We start from the raw sequence: 25334 nt of genomic DNA, 5'->3' as shown, positions 1-25334 counted from the left end.
CGGTGTGCCGCCGTGGTCCGGGCCATTCCTTGACACGACTCCGCTTGGAGGGCGACGGTGGCAGACGGACCGGCTGGCGATCGAGGGCGCTCCTGACGGGAGGTTGGCCATGCACCGTGGTCCCCCACGCATATACGTGCAGGTCCCGGCGTACCGGGACGCTCAGCTCGTGCCGACGCTCCGCGACCTGCTCGACATGGCCGCCCGACCCGAGCGGCTCGTCGTCGCGGTGGCGTGGCAGCACGGGCAGGACGAGGCGTGGTCGGCCGGCGAGCTGCGACGGCTCTCGACACACCTGCTCGACCTTCCGGCCACCGGAAGCCAGGGGTGCAACTGGGCTAGGGAGCTGCTGCAGCAGCGGTGGGACGGCGAGGAGTACACGCTGTTCCTCGACTCTCACCACAGGTTCGTGCCGGGCTGGGACGACGCCCTCCTCGACCTGCACCGTCGCCTCCAGGAGGGTGGCGTCGAGCGGCCGCTGCTGAGCGGCTATCTGCCGCCCTTCGACCCGGCGGACGACCCGGGCGGCCGGGTGCGGGCGGTGTACCGGATGGATCTTGCTGAACGGCGCGGCGGCTTGATGTACCGCCTTACCGGCCACGTGGTACCGGGCTGGGATGGGTTGCGGCGACCGACGGCGGCGGCGTTCGTCTCGCTGCACCTGTTGTTTGTGGAGGGCCGCTTCAACGAGGTGGTGCCGATGGACCCGGGGATCTACTTCTTCGCCGACGAGGTCGCCGTGGCGCTGCGTGCCTTCACCCACGGTTACGACCTGTTCCACCCGCACGTCGTGCTCGGGTGGCACCTCTACGACCGCGGATCCCGAACAACACACTGGGCCGATCATGCGGACGGCGTGACCCGGACGGCCCAGTCGCTGGAGCGGATCCGCTCGTTGTACGCCGGTGCCGACCTCGGTTCGTACGGGCTGGGCGGTCTCCGGTCCCGTCATGACTACGAACGGCTGGTGGGCCGCCGCCTGTGCGACGAGGCCCGGCACGGCGGCCACAACTTGGAGGAGGTCTCATGAAAGAGCAACCTGGCCTGCGTGATCAGATCGTTGCGAAGTACCGCGAACAGGATCCCCGCCTGGATCCCGATCTGCTTGGCAGGATCGTCGACGACGTGGCTGCCTCGCTCGGGAAGCCAGGCGCGTCGAGCCTGCCACGGGCGGCGTTCGATGTCTCCTGGATGGACTCCTACCTCGCACACTGGGTCCTCGGGCAAGAGGTGGTCCCCGAGGTCGACAGGATGGAGGATCTGGGCCCCGCGTTGCGCGAGCTGATGGACGCCCGATTCGCCGAGCGGCTCCAGGAGCTGCGACGGTGGGTCGAGCGGCGGGCGGCGCCGCCGGACGGCGGCACGCCCGAGCCCGGTGTACCGCCCGTGGGACCGGACCCGGGCCCGGTGCCGCCGGACGGCGGCCCCCCGGAGCCGGGCGTCCCCCCGGTCGGCCCGGCCGTCTTCGAGCCGCCCGACGGCGGGCCTCCGGAGCCGGGCGTTCCGCCGGTCGGGCCATCCGTCTTCGAGGCTCCTGATGGGGGGCCACCCGAGCCCGGCACCCCGCCCGTCGGGCCACAGGCGTCGCTGCCGGGCGAGAATCCCTGGATCCTCTACTGGTTCGTCTCGCTCAAGGCGCCGCTGCTGCTGGACGTGATCGATGCCCATCTGGAACGCCGTCTCGAGGAGATCGGCTACCGCCGGTGAGCCTGTTCCAAGTCCACCGCGACCTGCTGGGCAGGGAGGCCAGCGCGGAGATCTACGAGAGGGCCGTCGCATTGCGGAGTGCCTTCGAGCAGTCGCGTGTGGCGCGGCGGGGCGTCGACCCCCGCACGCGGGTCTCGCGGGTGGTCTACGCCGACCGGTTGGGCGACCTCGCCGGTGGTCTCGAGGCGGCGATCCGGGACAGAATCGATGAGGCGGTGGCGGGCCTCGGCATCACCCCGTTCGAGACAGCGTGGTTCGAGGTGCAGTTGACCAGCCACAACGACGGGGACTTCTTCCGCAACCACACCGACAACGCCTCCCCCGAAACGGCCGGCCGAACCCTCACCTTCGTCTACTACTTCCACGCCGAGCCGGCCCGCTTCAGCGGCGGGGAGCTGGTGTTCACCGGAGCCGATGGCGACGAGGTCTGTGTCACCCCGAGCAACGACACCCTGATCCTCTTCGACCCCCGAACCTCGCACGAAGTACGTCGCATCTCCTGTCCCTCAGGCCGCTTCGAGGACGGCAGGTTCGCCCTCACCGGCTGGCTGCACCGGCCCGTGCCCAAGCCCCGGCAGGACGACTTCTTCAACGACAGGATCTTCACCCCGATCGGCCGCTGGGTGCCGTCCTCCGCGGCTGCCTGGCCCGCCCGCCGCGCCGTCACGTCGACGCGAAACCGGCCGCTCCAACCGTCGGCCGACGCCCTGCTCCGGTTGTACGGCGACCTCCACCGCGCCGGACCCACCCCCGACCGGGTCGACGTACGCCCCAGCTTGTCGGGGGAAGAGTTCCTGAGGGACTACTACGCCCGCAACCGGCCGGTGCTGCTCCCACGCGTGCTGGGCGACAGCCCGGCCGTCCGGGACTGGTCGCCAGATCACTTTGCCGCCCGGTTCGGTGACGTCTCGGTGCAGATCACGGCCGGCCGCGAGCGCTCCGGCGACTACGAGCAGCGGTTCCGGGAGACGGTGCGCACCGTGACGCTCGCCGACCTGGCGAGGATGCTGGCCGCCACAGACGAGAGCAACGACTACTACCTCGTCGCACGAAACAACTTCTTCGAGAACCCGAAGTTGCACATGCTGCGCGACGAGCTTCGGCCCCCGCCCGATATCGTCAACGACTCCGACCGACGACCCGGCTCGGCCAAGCTGTGGATCGGCCCAGCCGGCACGGTCACGCCGCTCCACTACGACGAGCACTCGATCCTGTTCACGCAGGTCCACGGCCGCAAGCGGTTCCGGCTGGTTCCGTCGTTCGACCGCGACTACGTCTATCCCCGCGACAAGTACTACAGCGATGTCGACCCCGAGGACGTCGACCCGGCGCGCCACCCGCTGTTCGCCCGAGCCTCGGTGATGGAAGTCGAGGTAGGCCCCGGCGACGGACTGTTCATCCCCGTCGGCTGGTGGCACTGGGCCCGGTCGCTATCGGTGTCAGTCTCGGCCACCTTCTCAAGCTTCGCCTGGCCCTTCGCCAACACCAGACTGCTCCCGGGCAGATAGTGAGATGTGCCGGGCGGGGGGCCGTCCCTCTTGGCATTCCCGATCCCGAAGCACGGATGTCCGCGTAGGTGGTGGGGGCCATCAGGTGGCCATAGGTGGTCGTCCACCGTAGCGAGGTGGACGAGGACCAAGAGTGCGGGCCGCCCGTAGCCCTGACGCACGCACAGCACAGGGCCCGGCGAGCTGACGATCGGGCGTTGCGGCCGCGAGCGTGCCAGGTCCACCATGAGGCATGACCGCCGCACCGGCCCGACGTCCCCGCAGCTTGCGCTCATGATCTGCCAGTTCGCGTTCACTCATGCCGCCTTCGAGCGGCTGATCGCCTACCGGTTGATGAGCGAGTTCCGTCCACTGACAATCCCGGTCGCCGGCCCCGGCGGTGAGCCGTCCTGGCTGGACGGCGCCACCGTCGATGGGGTCCACCTGGCCAAGATCTCGGCTGACCGGTGGGTGGCGCTCAACGAGCAGGACCCCGCCGGGCAGGTCGCGCCCAGCCCTCTGAACGAGGGCTTCAACGCCTCGGCCGTGCGGATCGGCGTGCACGTCACGGTCCACTTCGCCACCGTCTCTGCCGTCGCGGCGGCCGGGACCTCGGCACCGACCACCACATCCGTCACCGTGCCCGCCGCGGTGCTCGGCGTGATCGCGCGCGTCGACGTCAACGCCCAGGGTGTCGCTCAGCTCCGGATCGAACCCGATGTGGCGGCCGCCCCGCCCTCGGTCGTGCCGCACCATGTGCCCGCAGCCCTGACGATGACCGCGCCGATCGACGTAGGTGCGGCCCTCGCCGGTCTCCTCCCGCCGGGCACCCGCGTGCTCAACGCGGGCATCACGCTCACTGACGCCGACGAGATCCTGTTGCGGTTCGAGATGTCCGACGAGGGACGCAAGGCGCTGATCGAGAGGTATCAGGGCTGGCACCACTTCTTCGAGGGTCAACCACAGTCCCATCTGGGCGACCAGGCGTGGGCGGTCTCCATCGACGGATCCGCTCTCGCGTCCGCGGTCGGATCCCAGGTTGACGCGCTGCTGATCGACAAGCACCCGTTGTACTTCTCCCCGGGCATCGGAGCGGAGTTCCGCGGTGGCGCACCACCCCGGATCACCGTGTCCAAGTACGCACGGATAGACAACGCCTGCGCCGGCAACGACGTACGCCTGGACGTCTTCGCGCACCTGGACTTCTCCGTGCCCAGAGACAACGTGCTGCGCGGCAGCCTGCACGTCGACTACGAGAAGAACACGGGAGACGTCGCCAAGTGCTTCGGGTTGGCCATCCTCAACCCCCTGGGCATCCTCATCACGGCTTTCGACCACGGCGCAACCGGCATCGGGGTCGCGGCCACCGCGGCCGACCTGCTGGTGCCAGGATTGAAGCCGCTGGCCTTGCTCGCCGGGCTGAGCATGCTCATCGCTGGCGTCGACCAACAGCTCGCGATGGACGCCCTCAACGACGAGCTGGAGGACGAGTCCCGCCTGACCAGGACGCCCAACGGGTTCGCTCTCGACCTGCCACTGGAGTTCACCAACGACCTGACCCGCGATTGGTTCGTCCTGACCCAGGCCGCCGCAGCTGGGAACCGGTTCGTCCTGCGTGGCCGTTCCGATGTTCCGGCGCCCAGCCTGCCGCGGGTCCAAGCGCACAGCCTCGAGGGCATGTCGCCGTGGCGGCTGCGGGACAGGTGTGAGCCCGGCCGAGGCCAGGAGACCAGAGGCACGCTCGCCCTCGACCTGGCGGTGGGTTACCGCTTCGGCGGCGGAGCCGCCCCACCGGCCCGACCCACCATCTCGATGCGCTACGGCCTGCGTCCTGACGGGGGAAACCAAGTCTACGAGGTCGTGGGCGACCACCTGGGTGTCTACCAGGACCCGCACAGCGAGTACCGGGCCGTCGACATCCCGGGGGTGCCCGGCACGGTGACCGTCAAGCTCACCGAGGCGACCGTCCGCAAGAACCAGTTCGCCGACTTCGCGCCACAGCCCTACGCACTACGGCTGCGCATGTTCACCAACGGCGGGGTGCGGGAGTACACGTTCGCCGCACCACCCGTGCTGACCGCGTACTCAGAGTCGATCGCTCAAGCCGCCGAACGCATCAACAAGTGCAAGCAGCTGACGGTCGGACTGGTTGAACAGGCCATCCTCGAGCTGTTCTGGCGCGTCGACCCGCCGGACCTTCGCAGATTTGGCCGCCAGTGGGACATCCACGCCGCAGGTCTCGGCCCAGGGCAGCGGGCCTTGGTGTTCGCCCCGGACCAGGAGACCCTGCTGACACACGGCGTGGCCAACGCAGATGGTCGTGTCGACCTGCGGACCGTCACGACCGACACCATCGACTCGGTGCACATCGCCACCGACGGCCAGGAGCCGGATGCCGAACCGGCATCTCAGCAGGGCCCGATCAACGTGGCAGTGGAGCAGACGCTGCTCACCGAGGTCGACCGCCTCTACCTGCCCGCGGCAGTGGAGGAACTCGAGCTGGAGGCCCGGGATGGAGACCTGCTGCTCCGGATCCGGGCCGGCCAGCGGTTGGCCCGCCGGATCGACGTCGCGCCGACACGCCTCCAGGCGCTTCACGCCGCCGGCGGCGTGAAGCGCCTGCTGTCGAGATCGGACAGTGCACCCGTGCCTGCCGAAACCGCCGCTCCTGCCAACATCGTCACCGCGTCCGGCATGGTCGCCGTCGTCGCCAGTGACGGACGTACCATCACGACCTTCCGGAGGGAAGAGTCCCAGATCGTCACAGCGCAGTGGCAGCGCACCTGATGGGTCCTGGGCGCAGACTGACGAACCTTCTCGTTGAGACGGAGTAGTCACGCACCCGTCAATACACCCGCCATCGCCGATCTGACCGCCACCGAGACCCCCTCTTGTCGATTAGCGCACGGGGGCAATGGCCCGCCCGGGACCGAGGCTCGACAGGACTGTGATCCGGGCGGCGTCATCTCGTCCTGCGCCACTCGGCTTGAGACACATCCGGGGCCGCCACCGCCAGGTGATCAGGCCCGAAGCCAGACATTCCGGGGGTCACACCCTGCGTTGGCGATCCTCACAGTCATACCGCCTTTGGGCGTCGCGTCGCGCGTCTCTGGAGGCCGCCCTCGACTTCGTCGAGGCGGGGCGCGCGGAGTCAGGGGCCGAGCTTGTGCGCCAGGGGTTCGCACAGTTCGTGACCCACAACGACCCCCGTCGCCTGGTCAAGCCGCGCATGGTCGCGGCTAGCGCCGCACCGACGGTGGCGCGCTCTCCTCGATCAGCTGCCGCGCGAGCGCGGCGTACTCGCGGTCCGGCTGGGCCATCTCGTGGAGCGCGTCGATCTCGTGGGCGGCGAGATCCTGCAGGTCCCGGCGCAGGTTCTCGGTCAGCGCCGGGTCGCGGATCACGCTGGCCAGGCCCTCGATGGTGCGCAGCCGCTGCTCGATGAGGCGGGCGATGCCGAGCCGGTCCAGGGCCAGCTCGGTGCGGTTCAGGGCGTAGACCCGGATGGACGCCAGGCCCTTGGGGCTGTCCTGCCGGGGCATGACCGCGCCGTCGTCGCGGAAGTCGAGGTGCGCGCCAGGATCCTCGAGGCAGGGGTTCAGGAGCAGGACGTCCTCGACGACGGCCGGCGCCCCGGACGCGGGCGGCGCCATCCGCGGGCCGTTGACGGGGAACTGGTTGGCCTTGCCGAGCGTCTCCTCGACTCCGGTGACGAAGTCCTTCTGCCCGCGTTCGCGGTTGCAGTCGATGCAGGAGGGCAGGAGGTTCTCCCAGGCCGAGGCCAGCCAGTGGTAGCCCGGCAGCACGATCTTCACACCGTTCGCGTCGCGCTCGTGGACCTCGCTCTTCGGACGCCAGTGCTCGACGTCGACGGGCTGGGTGGCGGCGTACCTCGTCTCGCAGTAGGCGCACTTGCCGCCGAAGAGCTGGTTGAGCGCGAACTTCACGTCGGCGTCGCTGTAGCGCTCGTACTTGAACGTGAACGTCTCAGGCGTGCCCCCGTCGCGGAGATGATCGGCGAACTCGATCGCGACGCGCTCGGCCTCGGTCTTGCCCTTGAAGCGACCGCTGCCGTACGGGCGCTCGAGCGACGCGGGCTCGAGGACCCCGTCCCGGTCGACGCGGATCACAGCAGCCCTCCGGCCCTGCGGCGCTCGGCGACGTTGCGCCAGATGTCGGCGACGTTCTCGAGGGTGTCGTCGCGCCGGCGGCGCCGCTCCTCGACGCTCAGCTCGGGCTCGTCGGCCAAGAATCGGTCGATGGCCTCGTACACCAGCTGGTCGCGGCGGGTGTAGCCCAGCACGCCATGCTGCGACAGACGGCCGCGGAGCTCAACACGCCGGCTCTCCTGCTCGGGGGTCAGGACGTCCTGGCGCAGCAGCGCGTAGTACTCCCTGAACTCGCGGTCCACTCCCGGGTCGATGGTGGTGTCGAGGCCGAAGAAGGCCGAGGTCAGGAGGCGGTCGACCCGGAACCGGCTGGGCGAGTCGGGGACGGGGTCGAACATGGCGTGCCAAGGCGCGCCCGGCTGGGTGGTCGAGGGGCGCACCCGGATCACCTCGTTCTCGACCATGCCCATCAGGCAGAGGGGCTCGTGGGTCGTCACAATGAACTGCATCGACGGGAACACCCGGCGCAGCGTCCCGGTGATGTCCATCTTCCAGCGGGGGTGCATGTGGGCGCCGAGCTCGTCGACGAGCACGATCCCGCTGGCGTGCCGCATGTCCGACAACCCCGCCCCGGCACCCGCCATCAGGTCGCACGCAGTGGCAATGATCGTCCGGAAGCCGTCGCTGAGAGTGGCCAGCGGCTCGCCACCGATGGTGAGCTCTCCCCCCTCACGCTGCACCAGCGGCGGCGCCGACGGGTCGGCCTGGGCGAACTCGACGTCCTCGCGCCGCCCGATCAACTGGGCCATGGCGAGCGCGACCACGTTGAAGTCACCCTCGCTAGGGATGTCCAGCAGCCACTGCTCCGCGTCGATGACGGGCACGTGCGCGTCGAAGAGGTTGCCCAGCCGCACGTTCGCCTCCGGCGGCGGGGCGTCGGGGCTGAGCAGCCGGGTCGCGCCGAAGCCGCGCACGAAGGCCTCCACCCGAGGCGCGCCCCCCACGAACCACGCCCGTCTCGCGTTGAAGCGCAGGTCGATGCGCGAGCCGTCGGTGAACTCCAGCAGGACCCGCCCGCTCTTCGTGCCGCGGCGCAGCAGTCGCGACCAGTCGAGGCCGACCTCCTGCTCCAGCTCGGGCAGGTACGTTGACGCGAGCCCCAGCCCGATCGCGCGCAGCGTCGAGCTCTTGCCGGTGCCGTTCTCCCCCAGCAGCGCCGTCCAGGCGCGCCCGGTCTCCGTCGTGGTCGTGCCCGGGCGCGGCGGCAGCTCGACCTCGGCCACCGGGATGGTGAGCTCGACGCGCTCGATCGCCTGGAAGTTGACGATGGTGGCCTTCGTGATCGCTGCCGTGCGCGGGATGACGTGCGTCTCGTGCGAAGTGAGCCCGCGGCGTGGCCGGGCCTTCCGGCGTGGCGCGGCGGGCGGCGCCACGGGCGGTGATGGCTCACCCGGCGCCTCGTCCGGCGGCGCCGCCTCCGCGAGCTGCTCGCGCGGACGCCAGCTGTCGGCGAGCGCCGGGTAGATCCCGGCGACGTACGGCAGCACCTGTTGGACGAGGTCGTCGGGATACCGGTACGGGTCGCCGATCACCAGCGGCGCGATCTCGGGGAGGAGCGCGCTCAGATGCTCGGCTTCCGGGCCGCGGTCCAGCAGGAGCTGAGCGAGCACCTGGCGGACGGCGCCGACGTGCGGCATCGACTCCAGCGGTCCGACCTCGAAGCTTCCTCGCCCGACCACCTCGCCGATGACCGCCGCCCTGGACCTGACCAGGTCGTCGGCGTTCAGGCCAAGGAGGCGGATGGTCTCGACCCCTCGGCGCCGCGCGTCGTCGGTCAGCCAGACGGCCGGTCCCTCGTCGGCCCAGGGGGTGACGGTGCCGTCCCGGTGGAAGCGCAGGTGCCACTCGGGATGGTCCTCGCACGGGTCCAGCAGCAGGCCGTTGTCGAGGTACGGCTGCGCCGGCTCCCATCCGGGGCCCACCTCGTGGGGGGACGGGACGAGCGCCCGGTCGCCCAGCACCGGGAACGTGGTGCGCTTGAGGCCGACGAGCTCGTACGACGCTGCGTACCAGTTTCGGTACCAGCCGGCGGTCCACCAGTAGTGGTCGGCGGAGACGCCGAGGCGGTCGTCGAACGCGTCGCTCTCCGGGCGGTGCAGGTGCAGCACCACTTTGTCGGCCCGCTCGGTGTAAGCGCACCGGTTCTGGAAGAGCGAGCGCACGTACTCCCCCGCGAGCCGGTCGAGCATGCCGACGAAGTCCGTCGGGCCGAGCTTGGTCTGGGTGACGCGGCTCCCGCCGGACGCTCGGAACGACAGGTAGTCGCCCCACAGCCGCTGGAAGTCCGGGGACTGCACGAGCGCGGGTGCGGGTCCGCGCTCGATGCGCCTCATGGCTCCTCGCCACCCGTGGCCCGGGCCGACCGGCCGCCGCCCGGCCAGACCCGCATCACCGGTGCCGGCCTCGGGCTGCCGACGACCAAAGGGACCCGCAGGCCGGTCGCCTCGACAGCGCGGATCTCCTCGGTCAGCTTGACCAGCCCGCTGCGTGGGCCGGGACCGGAGGAGCCGTCCATCACCGCGCGGACCAGCGCGTGCTGGGTGGCGTTGGTGAACGGGTAGCTCGGCACGTCGGCGGCGGGTGCGGCGAGGTCGCCACGGTACGTCGCGTCGTAGCCGTCCACGAGCATCCCGGTCACCGAGGTCACCAGTGAGAGCGACGTGCGGAGGCGGATGCGGCGGTGGTTCTCCCAGGAGACGACCCGCTCGCCGGCCGTCCCCTCCTCGTTGCGGTAGAGCTCGTCGATTGCGAGCGGGGCTCCCGGCGGGTTGGTGTAGTAGTCGACGAGCCGCTGGCCCGCGCAGCGCCCGCGCGTCGAAAGGGCTTTGAGCACCTCGGGCGGCATGGCCAGGTTGAGCCCACCCTCGGTGTGGTCGTGGGAGATGTGCACGATCCGGTCGCGGTAGCCCGGGACGCGGGTCTGGGTGTTGTCGACCCAGTTCTGCATGGTGTCGGCGATCGCGCGCAGGAACTTGCCGACGCCCTTGATTCCGGTGGCGTCCCACCGCGACCACCACTCGCGCTGCCCGCCGCTGTTGGTGCGTGGCATCCAGACGTTGGCGCGCTCGTCGGTCGTGCTCTTCTGGTAGCGGGGGTGGAACTCCCGCAGGTTGATGCCGAACGTCGGCCGGCTCGGCAGCATCGCGTCGAAGAAGGAGATCGGGAAGTTGGAGGTGATGCCGCCGTCGGAGAACCACACCCGCTCGTGCCGGCCGGTGCCCATCGAGAAGTCGACGGCGTGCAGCGGCACCGCGGAGATCAGCAGAGGGAAGCTCAGGCTCATCCGGGTGGCGACGACCACGGGCAGGTCGCGCACGTGCGGCATCGGGATCAGGTAGCCGCCCTTGATCTCCCCGCCGCGGTGGGCCTTGAGGTGCTGCACCACCCGCTCGGGGAAGAGCAGTCGGAACTCCTTCTCGGTGAAGCAGTAGCCCGGCACGAGCTCGTCGGGAAGCCGCGTCGGCCGGCCCTGCGTGACGTTGGTCGTCAGCATCTCGAGGTTGACGTGCGGCGCGAGTGCGGTGCCGGTGCCATCAGGTCCCTTCCACAGGTCGCCGAAGGTCAGCGGCGCACCGTCGGTGGGCCGCCCGGCGAGCGTGTCGATGGTGTCGGCGAGCCAGTCCGAGAGCGAGTCCTTGCCGTCGTACGACGACGAACCGGCGACTACGCCGTAGCCGTTCTGGTCAAGCTTCTCCCCCGACGTGAGCACCAGCGACAAGACCGCTCCGACGACGAGCCCGAGCAGCGTCAGGAGCAGCGCGACGACGAGCGCCCCCCACGTCCACCACGACGCCGGGTCGGAGATCCCGAGCGCCAGGAAGCAGATCAGGCCGGGCAGCGCGCCGAGCACGGGCAGCCACGCCCGCCGCCCGGAGAAGCCAGCCGCAACAACCGAGGCGAGGATCATCGGCCAGTTCTTCTTCGGCTGCACCAGGCGCATCAGGACCTTGTGCACGCCACGGGTCGTGGCCGTCGGACGGAACAGCTCCTCGAGGTTCCGGTCGCTGCCGAGCCAGTCGGGCAGCGCGGCGAGCGCCTGGTAGCCGGCCGTCGGCGCGTCGATCGCGCGACCGTGCTCGGCGGCCGCCGCGGCGGCGGCGGCGATCGCGCCCGCCGACGTGCCGCCGACGTTGCGCAGGTGGTAGGTCGCCGCCAGCTCGCACACCGCGAGGGGGTAGAGCACCCCGCTCGTGATGCCGCCCTTCATGACGACGTCGCACTCGCGCGTCGGCTCCTGGTAGGTGCCCCATGCACCCAGGTCCGTGGCGTCCTGACCGACCGAGATCTCTGCCATCACGCTTGCCTCCCGTGCACATCACGGTAGTGACACGCGCCGACGCTGACCATCCGGTCCAGTCCGGCTTGACGGGTCCGCCTCGCCGGTCGTGTCCTCGACCGTCGGCATCCCGTCGCGGCCTGTGTCAGCGATCGAACGGTGCGGGTCTCCCCGACGAGCAGAGTCGAGTCATCGACCCGAGGCGTCACCACCGGAGAGGAGCAGACCATGACCATCGACACCACCCGGATCACCGCTCTCCTCGTCGTCATGGTCTGCGTCGCCCTCACCTCGGCACACCTCAACCGCCGCCCAGCCGCCCCGCCCGGCTGCAAGCCCTCCCCACCCCCACCTTCGTCACTCTGGCCGGCAGCCCACTGAGCCTCCTCAAGCTCTACGGCGCCGCTGGCGGGTGGGTCAGAGAACGACGTGCAGGACCGCGGTCGCGCGGTAGCGGCTCTCGTCGTCGGCGACGGCTGCGCGGTAGCGCTCCCGGTCGACGGTGAACGTGAAGGTGTAGGAATCCGGCGCCAGCGGGTTGGTGGGGATCAGCAGCAGCCGATCCTCGACGCTGTTGGAGAGCGCCATGAGCGGCACGGTCTCGTCGGTCTCGACGGGCAGCGGGAGCAGCCCGCCGATCAGATCACCCGTGGCGTCGAAGAGTCCGATGTGGTCGGCCGGGAAGCGCAGCGGCCGCGGCGGGAACGCGAGCGTGAAGGGCGGCAGCGGCCGCACGTCCACGAGCGCACCGGTCAGTAGCGTCTCCGCGCCGGACGTGCGCACCGTCACGTCGTAGAAGCGGTACACCGTCCGGCCGGTCGGGGTCGCCCGTACGGCATGGACGAGGCGCCTGGCGTCGCCGATCGCGGCCACCAGGTCGTTGGGCACCAGGCCGGACACGCTGTCCCGGGCGAACTCCAGGTCGGCCGCGAAGCGGAGCAGCTCGCGCGGCACCCCGACCGGAGGCGGACCGGGCAGCTTCTTCACCCGGTGCGTGACAGTGAGCGACACGTCCGTGCTGAAGGGCAGCGGTTCGGGTGACTGGAGGACCAGCAGGTGGGTTTCCGAGGCGTCGCTGACCGCCGACAGCGTCAGCCCTGCGACCGCGGGGGCCAGCGGCAGCGTCGTCTCGGCGACCCACCGGTCGAACAGCCGCTGCCGCGCCTGGGGGTCGGCGTCCGGCGCCATCGTGCCGGCCAGGTCCGCGCCGGTCGCGGCCAGCAGGCCAGGGACGGGGCCGGCCTGGCCGGGCGAGGCGTGCACCACGCCGTCCCAACTGGCAATGTGCTGCTCGAACCCGTCGTACCGGCTCGTGGCCAGCTGGGTGGCGTAGGCCTCCAGCGCCTCGACGTGCAGTGCCGAGCAGCGGCCGGGCCCGTCGAGCACCACGGCCAGCCGGCCGTCGCGCAGGTCGTCGCGGGGCGCTTCCACGACGGTGTCCGCGAGCTGCACCCGCAGCAGGTCGTCGAAGGCGTGGACCTCCAGCGAGTACGGCGCGGCGACGCCGGGCGGGAGCGGAGCCGAGTCGAGGGTTTGGGTCGCACCTCCACGGCGGGCGAGGATCCGGAGCTCCCCGGCGCCCTCGTCGACGAGCGCGATCAGAGCGCGCTCGACCCGGGGCGGGCCCGCGACGGCGACGGCGACCCCGGCCGCCCCGCTGGCGGGGTCGACGTCCACGACGATCCGCACGTGGTCCCAGGCCGGTTCGCCCAGCTGGGCGTAGTGGCGCAGTCCGACCGTCGGCGTGCCGACCACGCTCAGAGCGCCGTCGACCACCTGCCATGCGGTCGCCCCGAGGCGGCCCTCGTCAGCCACGGTCAGGGCTGTCTCGTCGCCGGCCTCGAACGGAGTCCGCGCCACGAAGGGCCCCTGCTTGCGGCGGACCGCCACCCTGAGGTCGGTGCGGGCCGGCCAGCGGTGGGTGGTCGCGGCGGGGTCGTCGGGGTCGACGGGCGCGTGCCGGAGCACCTGCGAGCCGTGCAGGCCCGACACCGACCCGCAGGCCGGCGACCGGGCCGCCAGCGCCTCCAGCCGCAGGGTGGGTGGCTGCAGCGACGTGGCGCTCCGGACCCCCGCCGTCACCAGCAGGTCGTCGATGACCCAGGGAAGTCCGCGTGCGGGTGGTGGCGCGGTGCCCCGGTGCTCGACCACCCAGTCGGGGCTTGTGACCGAGAGCCGCGTGCTGTCGGCCTGGTCGACGGCGAGCACCCACTCGAGCAGCTGCGTCCGCTCCGCCGGGGCGCCCGGGGCGGGCGTCCGATCCACCGGCAGCAGCGAGTTGAAGCGCTCGTCGAACGCGAGGACGACGGGCTCGGCCCGGTAGAGCAGGCGGGGCGTGGCGCCGGGGTAGATCGACTCGACGTAGGGCTCGAGCTCGTCGCCGACGGCCGCGACGGCGTTGAGCCCGGGCAGGCCGCGGGTCCGGAACCCCGCCCGCTGCTCGACGACGGCCTCCTGTGCGCTGCCCTGGTAGCCCACCGTGGTCCGCACCTTGAGGGCGAGCTCGTAGTCGTGGTTGGGCAGCCAGGCGAGCTTGCCCCCGCCGGCGCCGTCGCCGTGGCCCCCGCACCGGCCCTGGTAGGAGAGGAGGTCGCGTGTCTCCCGCACACTGCGGTACTGGATGCGCCGGAGCTCGAAGGTCTCGTCCGTGGGCATCGCGGTGCCTCCGGGACTGTCGGCGCCGCGGGCGTATCGCAGCGTGAGCGAGGTGAGCCCGCGGGAGTCCTCGAGGTGGACCCGCAGGACCGGGCTCGCCTGGTCCAAACGAAGTCGGCGGCGATCCACGACCTCCAGCCCCCGGGTTGCCTCGATGACGAGCTCGCTCTCGAGCTCGGCGATGTGCTCAGGCGTCCAGAACACCTCGAGCTCGACCTGGTAGGCGGGCTCGTCGAAGGTCACCACCGCGAGCGCCCGGTCCACCATGCTGTGCGGGAGGACCCGCGCCACGTGGACGCCGGCCTGCGGTCCCTGGGATCCGGCGACCACGGGCGGCAGGGGCAGCTGCCAGCGCAGCGTGCTCGTGCTCTCGGTGAAGCGCTGGACCACGGGGGCACGGACGCCGAGCGGCACGGCGGTGAAGTCCAGCACGTGGCGCGGGACGCTCCGCTTCCCCCCGCAGCAGGGGTACGCCGGGTCGTTGGCCAGCAGGCCCTCCTCCGTGGCGGGGTTCCCGGTGAGGAAGGAGTACGGGGTGTCGGCGTTGACGAGCAGCCGCCGCGGGTCCAGCGCGTCGTCGAGCACGACGTCGGCGTCCCAGCGGAAGCGCAGCACGGAGGAGAAGGTGACGGCGAGGTCGGGGTCCGACAGCAGGTCGCCCAGCGTGCCGACCTGGCTGTCCTCCGGGGCCAGGAGGTCGGTCCAGACGCCCGCGTCCGCGCCGTACCGCGGTCGGCGCCGCACGCCGACCTCCATCAGGGTGTACGTCGCGGTGAGCTCGTTCTGTGCCGGCGGCGCCGGCGCCTGCTGCCCGGCGCCTGCGGGCACGCTCGGCACGACCGTCGTCTCGTTGCCGAGCGAGGCGGCGAAGTCCAGGGCGATGATGGAGTCGACGCTGACCGGCACCAGCGAGTCCCAGGTGTGCTCCGGGACCGGTGCCGGCGAGGTCGACCGGAGCTCGGCGACCGTGTGCACCGCTCCGGGGTCGCCGAGGGTGGTGCTCGCCGCCGCCACCTCGGTCGTGAGCCCCGGCTCGCGGACGGTGGCCCGGCTCATGGGGGCCGACAGCACCGGCATGGCCTCGGGCTGGGGCAGGCCGCGCACGCGCTCGACGCGGAAGGTGACGTCGGGCAGCCACCACGGCGTCTCGATGCGCACCTCGAGGCCGAGCCGGCGGTAGTTCGGCTCCTGCGGCCCCAGCTGCTCCACCGCCGCCTTGACCGACGCGCCGAAGGAGAAGACCCAGAACACCTTGATCCGCAGGGCCAGCTCGGCCCACGCGATGACGCCGGAGGAGCTCGCCTCGTTGCCCCAGGTGCCCACGAGGACGCCGAGCACCGCGTAGAACTCCACCTTGCCGACACCCATCGAGCCCTTGGCCTTGACCATCGCGAGCAGGCCGCCGCCACTCGGGCCGGGACGGGCCGAGATCTGTAGGCAGAGCCCGAGCGAGATCCGGGCCGACAGGCCGAGGAAGGACTTGTCGAAGGAGAGGGTCAGCCAGCTCGACGGGTCGGTCAGCTGGCCGATCGCAGCCATCGCCGGGTCGTTGCTCGCGAAGAGCGTGCCGGTGAACCGGCCCAGGCCCTTGGCCAGGTCGCTCTCGGAGTCGAGGAGCTTGGCGAGGTCGAGGTCGACTCCGATGAGCGCGCTGTAGCGGTCCCGCTCGAGATCCGCCTCGATCGCACCGAGGCCGACCGGGGTCCTCGCCTTGAGGACGAAGACCTCGCCCGAGATGAGCAGCCCGGCCGCCGCGTCGCTGCGGTGGAAGAACATGAACACCCGCAGGGTGACCGCCCGGCTCACCGACAGACCTAGGTCGGCGCCGACCCCGGCCGCCTCGGCCCCTTGCTCGGTCCGCCAGCCGCCCCGCTGCGGCGCCCGGTCGTCGCGGACGGTCACCGCGCCGGCGGCCCGGTTCAGGCGGTACCAGTCCAGCAGCCGCATCTCCTGCGGCTTGCCGCTGGGCTCGGGCAGGGCTGGCATCATGCCACCGGCGACGAGGGCGCTAATGCCGCGCAGCTCGTAGGTCCCCACGGGGCAGTAGGCGAGCTGGAAGCCGAACAGCCAGTACGTGAACCGGTCGACCGGACCCTCGACGCGGCCGTAGAAGAGCTGGGCGCCGATGGCGAAGTCCTTCTCCATGGCGGTGAAGCGCAGCTGCAGGCCGAGCCCGAACTCCTGGTAGCGGTGGCCGTCCCGGGTGGTATCGGTGATTGTGCCGGACCCGCTGACCTCGAAGCGCCCGATCTTCAGGAAGAGGCTGATCCCGTCGATCAGCATCGGCGCGGCCGCCTCGTTGCCGCCGGTCCGCAGACGCAGGCGCCGGAATCGCAGGCCGGCCCCGTTGGGCTGGCCCTCGGCGGGTACGCCGGGAGTCCCGCGCTCGACGTGCTTCGGCTCCGGGTCACCGGCGCCGGGGAAGATCGCGATGCCGCCGCTGAGCGCGACGTACCGTCCGCCGTTGTCCTCCGAGAGGAAGACCACCTCCTCGAGGTCGAGCTGGAGGACCTTGAAGGCCGTGAACTTCAGGCCCTCGGGCAGCCACAGGTCCGGGATGAACTTCTTCTCGCCCAGGTCCCAGCCAAGGTTGCTCAGCACCACGTCCATCCCCAGGTCGGCGCCGGGCGGCTTGGCGGGGCCGGACAGGGTGATGGGACCGGGGCTCTCGTCGCCGACGGCGATCCCCAGGTCGAAGGTGGCGCGCACGTGGTCGAACCAGCCCGTGCCTTGGGCGCTCTGCACGTCGCGGAGCAGGAAGCCCAGCCGCGCCGACATCAGGTAGAAGCGGGCGCCGAGGATGGACAGGAACCGGATCGGCGCGGGCGGCACCCACGCACCCTGGAGCAGCCATCCGTCGGTCACGTCGATGAGTAGGGCGTGGTCCTCCTCGACGCTGTCGCCGAAGAGCACCGCCATCCGGGCGACGACCGTTGTCGGGCTCTCGAAGATCAGGCGGAAGATCCGCAGCCGCCAGTCGACCACCGACGCCAGGGAGACCTCGAGTGGCGCTTGGCTCAGGTCGTAGGCCTCCACCGCGTCGGACTCGATGAGCACGGCCCTGCGCAGCCCGAACCTGCCGTGGGTGGCCACGGGGGTCAGCCACGCGGAGACCGGGAGGGCCAGGTCCTCCAGGACGAACTCGAGGTCGGTTACGTCCGCGCCGGTCCCCGACGGGTGAGTGACGGAGCTGCGGGCTCGCTCGAGGAACTGCTTGAGCGGGTCGCGGGTCTGGTCGAGATCGAGGGTGCGCACCGTGATCAGGCCGGTCCCCTCCAGCCCGAGTCCGGTCGGGATCTCGTGGCGGGCCCACTCCAGGGCCATCTCGTCGCGGGTGTGGCTCCCTCGCAGCACCGGGTACGGCAGGAAGCCGAGGTCGTGCACCCCGCGGCACGGGAGGCCGCTGAATCGGCACGGGCCCACCGAGATGGGCACCGCGGGCTCGATGACGAGGTCCCGCTCCTCGGTCAGCCGGACCCGCAGGTGCACCAGGATCCGGGACTCGTGCACCTCGCTGAGGAAGATCTGCAGGGCGTCGTACGAGCTGCTGACGAAGTCGGCTCCGTGCCGCTCCTCGCTCTGCGCCGGCCCGCCGCGCTCCTCCTCCTCGGTGCGCAGCGGCCCCAGCAGGCCGGCGGGCAGCCGGACCTCCACCGGCAGTCCCTCGACTACCACCTCGAGGCCGGCGTCGGACAGGGTGACGAAGAGTCGCGCCGGACTGCCGGGGGTGTTGTCCAGCAGGACGAACTCGATGTCCGGAAGCTCTCGCAGCACCAGCGAGCGCGGGGGACCCATGGGGTTCGTCACAACGACCTCGGCGACCAGGCCGACCTGGTCCGCGCCCGCACCGGGTCGCACGGCCGCGAAGGAGAGCGTCTGGTCCAGGTAGGAGAGCAGCGTCTCGTAGTCCTCGGGGTCGTCACCGCCGGCGACGATGCCCACGTCGGGCAGGAACAATTCGCGGGGCCAGCGCTCGGCCGCGTCCGCCACCGAGGTCGCGCCGAGGAGGGTGAAGAGGCTCAGGGGTGCGCTCATCGGCTGCTCACACGGTTCCGATCCCGGGCCCGAGGCGGGGGGTGAGGTCGCTGGCGGTCGTGGGCTCGATGAGGGTGTTCCAGGCGTACGGCAGGACGTCGGTGCTGACGGTGCCGAAGAGCGTAGCGACCGTCTCGGCCCACTGGACGCTCTCGCCAAGCAGCGCGAGCTCGGTCCTCGCGCCAAGAGCTTCGAAGGTGCTCATCCGGTTGCCGAGATAGGTGGACCGACGGAGGAGCTCGAACGCCGCGACGGGATCTGCGAGCAGGGTCGGTCCCATCGCGGGCGGGATGCCGAGGTGCTCGGCCCACAGGGCCGTCCGCAACGCCAGCGCGGGGTTCTCGCGGGAGGCCTTGAGTTGCTCGGGCACGGCGAACGCCTGGATCTCGCCGTCGTGGAAGAACCCGCGACGGTTGGTGTTGCAGGACCCGATGCCGACGAAGATGTCGTCGACCATAATCGCCTTGGTGTGGACGTAGATGCCTGGGACCTGCGCCATCGTGACGGCCGCGCCGGCCGTGTGCAGCCTCGGCTGCGCGCCCCACCGGTTGGTGGGCCCGGTCGCCCGCGACAGCAGGAACCGGCGGCTCGGCACCTCCGACGTCGACAGCACGTCGTCGCGCTGCTCGACGGCCAGCATCCGCTCGCCGTCCACCCACAGCCAGAAGGGCACGAACGGTGAGAGCAGGCTCACCTCGGGAAGCCTGGACCGGGGGCCCACGAGGATCTGGTCGCCGGTCGCCGGCAGGTCCTCCTGCAGCACGAGTCGGCCCAGACTCGCCACCCGCCCGCCGTCACCGAGTCGCGGCCGGCGCACCGGCGCGGCGACGATCATCCGGTCTCCGTAGCCGTCTCCATTGCGCCCGTCGCGCAGCAGCTCGAACATCTCCGCGTGCCGGACATCGCCGAACACCTGGTCCGAGGACGACGGCATCACCACGACGAGCCGGAGCGCCGGCTCCCGGACGGCGGCGTCGAGCAGCGCAGCGACGTACTCGTCGTGGGGCGTGAAGTACTGGTCCTCGATGTAGATGTACTCGCGGGCCGACCCGATCGCGTTCACGAGGGCGTCGGAGACGGTCGTCTCGCCGAGCGGTGACCAGGGCAGCGCGCGTGCCTCGCCGCCCGGTGCGGGGCGGTAGCCGCTGCGGCCCACCTGGACCAGGTGCCGCGCGGGCTGCGGGGGCACCTCCGGATCTGTGGGGTCCGGCGCAGTGAAGGCGACGCCCGGGATCGGGGGGTCGGTCGGACCGGGAGCAGGCTGCAGGTTGGTGTCGAGGGCCCAGCGACGCTCGAAGGTCAGCGCCACATCGGCCGCCGCAGGCCCGGTGATACGCGCGTGGACGTCGTGGAAGGCGCCCGCCTCCGGCGCGGGTGACAGCGCCGCCCCGTCCGCGGGCCGCCACTTCGATCCGTGGTGTCCCCAGCCGTCCAGGCGGTTCTTGTTCATGTCGATGCCGCCGACGTAGCCGACGACCTCGTTGCCGAGAGCGTCGGGAGTGCGGCGGATCACCTGGAACTTCTGGTGCCAGCTGCTGACCCCGTGGAGGTAGGCGGAGGGAGCGACCGGCAGTGGGTTGGGAACCACCAGTGGGTTGTCGGAGAACCGGGCCGGGTGGTGGGCCCGCAGCGCGATGTTCGGCCGGATCGCGTTGAGCACCTCCGCCATCCCCTTGCTCTCGTCGGCTTCGCCCTCGAGGAACTCGAGGATGTCGCCCGCGAAGGCGGCACCGACGACGTACGCAGCCAGGGCGGCCAGGCTGACCATCGCGACGAGCCACCTTGGGTCGCGCGGCAGGCGGCCGAGGAGCCCAGCCACCACCATCGCGTCGTACCCGAGGATCAGCAGCAGCACCGCGGCCGCCTCGAGGTCGTCGCCGGCCGGGGCGTCGTCGCGGAAGTGGATGTACTGGTCGATGAGGAACCGCGCGCCGTCCGCCTCCGCGCCCGCCCCGCCACCCTTCGTCAGCGCACGCACCAGCTCGGTGAGCATGGTGGCGGCCTGGTCGTCGAGGTCGAGCGGGAAGTCGTTGAACGACCACCCCGCGAAGTGGGCCCCGCAGCCCGGGCCGGTGGCCGCCCTGAGGTCGTCGAGCATCGGGGCGAAGGTGGCGAACCCGTCGACCAGCGGTTGCAGGCGACTGCGCGGGTGCACGTTGCCGAGCCCGGCGAGCAGCCCGGGTGACCGGTCGGCGAACCACCGGCCGGCGTCCAGCACCTGCAGATGACCGTGGGCGAGCGCGGCCGGGATCGCGATCGACTCGCCGGGCGCGCTGCTCGTGGTCAGGTCGTCGGCGTCGGCGAGCGAGCGCTCGACGAGCGCGTGCACCGGTCGATCGACGGGGTCGCCGTCCTCGTCGGCGATCCAGCGCAGCTCCAGGTCGCCCGCCGGCAGCGTCAGGCTGCCGGTGGCGTCGGCGGTCTGCACAGTCGTCCCCGCGGGCGCGACCACCCGAACGCGGTACGACGCTCCGGGCCGGCCCGCGTGGTCGAGGACGCGGAGCGTCCTGCCCGCGACGTCGAGCTCGTCGGCGAGTCTCTGCCAGTCCGCCACCTCGGCATTCGTGTCGAGGACCGGCATCGCGTCCCCGATCAGCCCCATGACCGTCAGCGGCGACAGGGCCAGGCGGTCGTCGAAGAGGGCCCCGACCCAGGCGATCGCCTCGGTGCCGAGCTGCTCCCCCGCCGCCACCAGGTGGTCGTCGGGTGGCGGGCTGGCCAGGGCGGGGACGGCGACGTAGAAGACGGGCAGGCCCGGAAGGCGTCGCAGCACCGCTGCCGCGGCGAACGGCAGCGGTGAGATCTCCAGGAGGATGGACACACCGGGAAGCGCCGCGATCGGGGTGGCGGTCAGGTCGACCTGGCGACAGGGTCCGGTGACCGGCGAGTGCACGTTGACGGTGCCGCCCCCCTGCGGTACGAGCGGCACCATCATCAGTTGCGCGCCGGCCAGCCGGGCGACGCCGGGACGGACCAGGGGTTCCCCGGGCTGTCGCGGTGGGTCTGGCAGCGTGACGAGCACGTCTGGACCTCCGCGCTGGACCGCGGCGACGGCCACGAAGGGGAGGAAGGTGGCCATGCTCAGCCCCCTCCCGACACGCGCGCGAGGATGTCCGCGCCGTGGATCGTGTACGGCCCGGCCACTGGCGACGGGATGCCGTCGAATGTGAGGCTCGCCAGCCAGACCCGTGTCCGACCGTCATCCGCGACCGGCACCGTGACCTGGAGCCGGCGGGTGCCGTCGGTGTCGGTGACCACGCCCGGGCCGTCGAGCGGCACGGCGGCCGGGGTGAGGAGGAGGCCGTCGGCCGCGGCCAGCCAGCAGCCGCTCGCCGGCAGCAGGTCGGGCCGGTTGGGCACCCGGATCACCTCGTGGGTCGCGACCGGCCCGACCCCCGTCGACGCGGCGTGGAAGGTCAGGACGTGCGTCACCGTGGGGTCCGCCGGCACGGCCACGCGCACCAGGTCGGCGGCGTCGCCGTCCAGCCGAGGCGCCCGCACCGGCGTAGCGCCAGGAAGTCGTGACGGCACGCGGACCACGGCTCGGGCGGTGGCGGAACCGGCCGAGACGTGGCCGGCCCGGTCGACCGCTCGCACCCGGTAGAGCCACCGCTCGGCCGCGGGGGGCAGCTGCTCGCCGAAGGTCCCCGGGACGACGGGCTCCAGATGGGCGGGAGCGAACAGCCGGTCGCGATAGGGGTGCCGGCCGGCCAGGTAGACCACGAAGCGGTCCTCCACCAGCGCTGACCGGCCGGTCCGCAGTGCGGCGACGAGGGCGGCGCGGTCGTCGGGGTTGGGGACCGGGATCTCCTCGTCGTCGTCACCGGGCTCCAGCGGCTCGACAGGCCGGCCGAGGACCCGCCCGTCCTCGGTCGCCGCGCAGGCGGCGGCGAGCAGCCGCGCGGACACCCGCTCATGGCGCACCCTCGACGCCGAGAGCGCCGCGGCGGGGAGGTGGGGCGTCAGGTCCAAGGGGAAGCGCAGCGGCTCCGCGCCGGGCTCCGGAGTGCGGACGACGGGTACGGCGGCGAGCGGGGGTGGGATCTCCAGGCTGGGGCGGCCGTGGTGACGAGCGATGGCGAGGGTGGCCACGATCGCGCTCTCGTTGCCGGGGCGGGTCTCGGCCGGAGCCAGCTGGTCGGGCACGTAGGCCTGGTCGTCCGCAGCGCTCACCCCGACCCACAGCTGATCGACGGGGTGGTCCTGGTCGACGACGAGCCGGTCCCGGAGCACGATCTGGTACGTGGACGCGGCGGTGAGCGGGACGACCTCGGTCCGCTCGCCCCAGGCGGGCGGGCGGCTGCGGTCGGCCGTCATCGGCACCGGCACCACGACGGGCCCGGTGACCGGGACAGGCGCCGTGCCGGCCGCGGTGTGAAGGCGGGTCTCGACCGTCATCTGGATCGCGTCGCCCGCGGTGTGCGAACGGATCAGGAAGGGGTGTCCCGCGTTCAGCCGCAAGCCGGCGGCCACGTCAGCGCCGACCGAGCGGTCCAGCTGCAGGTCGACCCGGTAGGTCGAGGCGAAGCCCGTGCTCAGCGTGCTCACCCCGCTCACCTGTCCGTTGACGGCGTCGAGCGGCGGCGCGGCGTACACCCTGAACTCGCTCGCCAGCGGGTCCTGGTCTCGCTGGGCGGCGTGCCACCCCCAGCGCAGGACGACCGCGGTGGCGCTGCCGCCGAGCAGCGCCTCCTCGGCGGGCGTGAGGTCGGGCGCGTCCCGGACGAGGACGCGTACCTGTACCCCGACCGGCTCGTCGGGGCTGGCGTCACCGAGGTCGTCGGGGCCGACGGGGAGCGGCGGCGGGACGTGCTTCTCCAGACGGACCGGGTCGGCTTCGCGCCACCCCGGGCTCGGCCGGCCGATGGCGTCGACCGCGCGCACGCGGTAGCGGTGGTGGGTCCCCGGAGCCGGCGGCGGCGCGCCGCCGTCGGTGACGAAGGTGTCGACGAGGTTCAGGTCGAGCATGCCGCCCGTGGGCCTCCCAGCGATCTCGGGGTACGCCGCCAACAGCTCGCTGCCCGGCGGCAGCGCGAGTTCGCGGAGCTCGCCGTCGCGATCACCCAGGGTCCAGTTCTCGTCCTCCAGCACCGGCTGCCAGGGTCCGGCCGGCTCCAGACGACGCTCGACCTGGAAGATCGTGGCGTCCAGCGGCGGCGCCTCGTCCGCGCCCGGGGACCAGGCAGTCAGCCCGAAGGCCGGCGTCGGCCGCCACTCGACGCGGAACCCGAGGCTGTGACGGGGCGCCACCTGCGCGGGGAGCGTGGGCCCCACCGGCACCGGGACCGGCTGCTGGAGGTTCGTCGCGGTCGCGAGCAGCGGCGCGACCGAGAGCGGCGTGTCGCCGAGGGTGACCGGCGGCAGCACGACGTACTCCTCGATCTCGCCCTCCACGCCCGCTCCTGCCTCTCGCAGCGCGTGCAGGAAGCCGGTCCCCCGCAGCCGGAGCTGCTCGGCCGGTGCGGCCAGGTCGAGGCGGGGCCGCGGGCCGGGCGGCACCGGATCCGTCGTCGCGAAGAGCGCCGCGGCTGCGCCCGCCACGAACTCCAGGTCGTGGCCGGGAGCGAGCTCCAGCACCACACTCGACACCGGCGCCGGGAAGTCGACGACCAGGCTCCAATCGTCGAGGCCGGCGTTGAGCCAAAACGACTCCCGCCTCGGGTCGAGCGCGATGCCACGTCGCGTGACGCGGACCAGGCCGCTCTCCCCGGTCGCCGGGTCCAGGGCGACCGTCACGGGCTTGGGCACGCGCATCCGCACACCCCCGACGTAGAAGTCGTCCGGGAGCTGGGTGCCGGAGGGCACAGTGGCGAACCCGAGGTTGGCGTCGAGCACGTCGGACGCCGGGTAGGTAGCGCTGATGCGGTACTCGTAGGTCCCGCCCACCACCAACGAGGGGTCGTCGTCGGCGAACGCGAACCCCAGGGCCCGCCGCCACGTCGGGTGCGCGAGCAGGACCCGGACCGGGTCGAGCCCCCGCGCCTCGTCGGCCTGGTCGGTCTCGTGCTCGCGCAGCAGCAGCACGAGCTCGGAAGGCCGCGGCGGGCCGGCCGCCCGGAGCACCGGACGCAGCACCGCGGCCAGCCGGGCGAACGACTCCTCGTCGAGCACCTCCCCCGGCAGCAGCCGGCTCTGCGCCAGCGCAAGCTCGTCCGCATCGCTGTTCAGGCTGGGGACCAGCTCGCGGAACGGCAGCTGCAGGCCGGTCACCAGCGACGGCACCGCGGACCAGTCGGCCTCCTCGTTCGCCGCCGGGACGTCGACGCAGACCTGCAGGCTGTCGACGCTCACGACCAGGATCGTGACCGCGTCGATCCGGCTCGCCGTCAGCTGGTGGGTCGAGAGCCCGCTCTCCGGCCCGCTCACGGCCACCACTCGGCCTTCGCACAGTGCCGTGACGAAGCACAGCTTGGCCGTGGCGACGATCCGCACGACGCGTCGTACGCCGTCGAGGTCGACGCGGAACAACTCCCCCGGCGTCGACCCCGCACTGCCCTGGGCTGTCAGGTCGGAGAGCCACTCCGCGTCCCTCACGGTGACGACGCCGAAGCCCACCCGCAATTCGCGCACGTCCCGAAGGTGGGCGATCTCGTCGTCGTCGAACCGTGCGCAGTCCCTCGCCACCCGCCGGCCGGCCAGACGGCGCTGGATGGTCCAGCCTCCCGGCGCGTAGGTCCACGCGCGCGGCCCGCTCCACTGGAGGTGTACTCCGGTGAAGCCGCCGCTCACTTGGGGAATGGCGTGGGCGTCCATGCGGGGAGACCTTTGTCCTGCGAGCACCTACCTGTCCCGAGACGATGAACGTCACACCTCGGGAGCTACGGCATCAGCAGTCTGCTCCTAAGGTCCTGCGACACGCCAGACCGGGGATCGATTCCCCTCCGCCGTCAGGCACGCGCTCGTCATGATGGTACGCACGAACCTCGACTGCTGGATTCCGACTTCGTTCCGCGCCGGCTCGCCTTGGTCCCTGCAGCTCGGCGCTCTAGTGGGGCCGAGAATCTC

The 25334-nt window shown here is 71.8% G+C and carries 11 protein-coding genes; 5 read left to right on the top strand and 6 right to left on the bottom strand.

Annotated elements, in window-relative coordinates; genetic code table 11:
- Window positions 1-109: 109 nt before the first annotated feature.
- From J3P44_RS07105 to J3P44_RS07090, 4 genes are all read left to right on the top strand, one after another.
- Window positions 110-1030 (top strand): GlcNAc-transferase family protein, encoded by a 921-nt coding sequence (locus J3P44_RS07105; protein WP_255889576.1) that lies wholly within the window; start codon window positions 110-112, stop codon window positions 1028-1030.
- A complete protein-coding gene (locus J3P44_RS07100) occupies window positions 1027-1707 on the top strand; it encodes a hypothetical protein (RefSeq protein WP_255889575.1) in 681 nt (226 codons plus the stop codon). The genes J3P44_RS07105 and J3P44_RS07100 overlap by 4 nt, the downstream gene beginning before the upstream one ends.
- Complete coding sequence (locus J3P44_RS07095) at window positions 1704-3215, top strand: cupin-like domain-containing protein (RefSeq protein WP_255889574.1); 1512 nt, start codon at window positions 1704-1706, stop codon at window positions 3213-3215. Before J3P44_RS07100 ends, J3P44_RS07095 begins: the two co-directional genes overlap by 4 nt.
- 273 nt (window positions 3216-3488) lie before the next feature.
- Window positions 3489-5981, top strand: coding sequence for a hypothetical protein (locus tag J3P44_RS07090; protein ID WP_255889573.1), 2493 nt, complete (start codon window positions 3489-3491; stop codon window positions 5979-5981).
- 452 nt (window positions 5982-6433) lie between these two features.
- On the opposite strand, the gene J3P44_RS07085 is transcribed toward J3P44_RS07090, so the two are convergent.
- From J3P44_RS07085 to J3P44_RS07075, 3 genes are read right to left on the bottom strand one after another with little or no spacing between them, the layout of a single operon-like run.
- A complete protein-coding gene (locus tag J3P44_RS07085) occupies window positions 6434-7324 on the bottom strand; it encodes an HNH endonuclease family protein (protein ID WP_255889572.1) in 891 nt (296 codons plus the stop codon).
- Window positions 7321-9696, bottom strand: coding sequence for an AAA family ATPase (locus J3P44_RS07080; protein ID WP_255889571.1), 2376 nt, complete (start codon window positions 9694-9696; stop codon window positions 7321-7323). Before J3P44_RS07080 ends, J3P44_RS07085 begins: the two co-directional genes overlap by 4 nt.
- Complete coding sequence (locus J3P44_RS07075; protein WP_255889570.1) at window positions 9693-11657, bottom strand: patatin-like phospholipase domain-containing protein; 1965 nt, start codon at window positions 11655-11657, stop codon at window positions 9693-9695. The genes J3P44_RS07080 and J3P44_RS07075 overlap by 4 nt, the downstream gene beginning before the upstream one ends.
- Before the next feature lie 210 nt (window positions 11658-11867).
- Between J3P44_RS07075 and J3P44_RS07070 the strand changes: the two genes are divergently transcribed.
- Complete coding sequence (locus J3P44_RS07070) at window positions 11868-12020, top strand: hypothetical protein (protein WP_255889568.1); 153 nt, start codon at window positions 11868-11870, stop codon at window positions 12018-12020.
- Window positions 12021-12056: 36 nt separating this feature from the next.
- Here the strand turns inward: J3P44_RS07070 and J3P44_RS07065 are convergent, their stop codons facing one another.
- Genes J3P44_RS07065 through J3P44_RS07055 form a run of 3 tightly spaced genes read right to left on the bottom strand, consistent with a single transcriptional unit; the run spans window position 12057 to window position 25082 of the window.
- Entirely contained in the window at window positions 12057-18329 is a 6273-nt protein-coding gene (locus J3P44_RS07065; RefSeq protein WP_255889567.1) for a hypothetical protein, read from the bottom strand.
- A gap of 7 nt (window positions 18330-18336) precedes the next feature.
- A complete protein-coding gene (locus J3P44_RS07060) occupies window positions 18337-21408 on the bottom strand; it encodes a hypothetical protein (protein WP_255889566.1) in 3072 nt (1023 codons plus the stop codon).
- A gap of 2 nt (window positions 21409-21410) precedes the next feature.
- Complete coding sequence (locus J3P44_RS07055; RefSeq protein ID WP_255889565.1) at window positions 21411-25082, bottom strand: hypothetical protein; 3672 nt, start codon at window positions 25080-25082, stop codon at window positions 21411-21413.
- Window positions 25083-25334 lie beyond the last annotated feature (252 nt).

Origin of the sequence: Nocardioides astragali (genome assembly GCF_024436375.1) — a bacterium.
GTDB classification, from domain to species: Bacteria; Actinomycetota; Actinomycetes; order Propionibacteriales; family Nocardioidaceae; genus Nocardioides; species Nocardioides astragali.
Note: the sequence above shows the minus strand (reverse complement) of the source record. Positions and strands in the feature narration are given on the sequence as shown.

What these genes read in the sequence shown, in the direction of transcription:
- J3P44_RS07105 (WP_255889576.1), top strand. Translation starts at nt 110, where the DNA reads ATGCACCGTGGTCCCCCACGCATATACGTGCAGGTCCCGGCGTACCGG.
- J3P44_RS07100 (WP_255889575.1), top strand. Translation starts at nt 1,027, where the DNA reads ATGAAAGAGCAACCTGGCCTGCGTGATCAGATCGTTGCGAAGTACCGC.
- J3P44_RS07090 (WP_255889573.1), top strand. Translation starts at nt 3,489, where the DNA reads ATGATCTGCCAGTTCGCGTTCACTCATGCCGCCTTCGAGCGGCTGATC.
- J3P44_RS07080 (WP_255889571.1), bottom strand. Translation starts at nt 9,696, where the DNA reads ATGAGGCGCATCGAGCGCGGACCCGCACCCGCGCTCGTGCAGTCCCCG.
- J3P44_RS07075 (WP_255889570.1), bottom strand. Translation starts at nt 11,657, where the DNA reads ATGGCAGAGATCTCGGTCGGTCAGGACGCCACGGACCTGGGTGCATGG.
- J3P44_RS07070 (WP_255889568.1), top strand. Translation starts at nt 11,868, where the DNA reads ATGACCATCGACACCACCCGGATCACCGCTCTCCTCGTCGTCATGGTC.
- J3P44_RS07065 (WP_255889567.1), bottom strand. Translation starts at nt 18,329, where the DNA reads ATGAGCGCACCCCTGAGCCTCTTCACCCTCCTCGGCGCGACCTCGGTG.
- J3P44_RS07060 (WP_255889566.1), bottom strand. Translation starts at nt 21,408, where the DNA reads ATGGCCACCTTCCTCCCCTTCGTGGCCGTCGCCGCGGTCCAGCGCGGA.
- J3P44_RS07055 (WP_255889565.1), bottom strand. Translation starts at nt 25,082, where the DNA reads ATGGACGCCCACGCCATTCCCCAAGTGAGCGGCGGCTTCACCGGAGTA.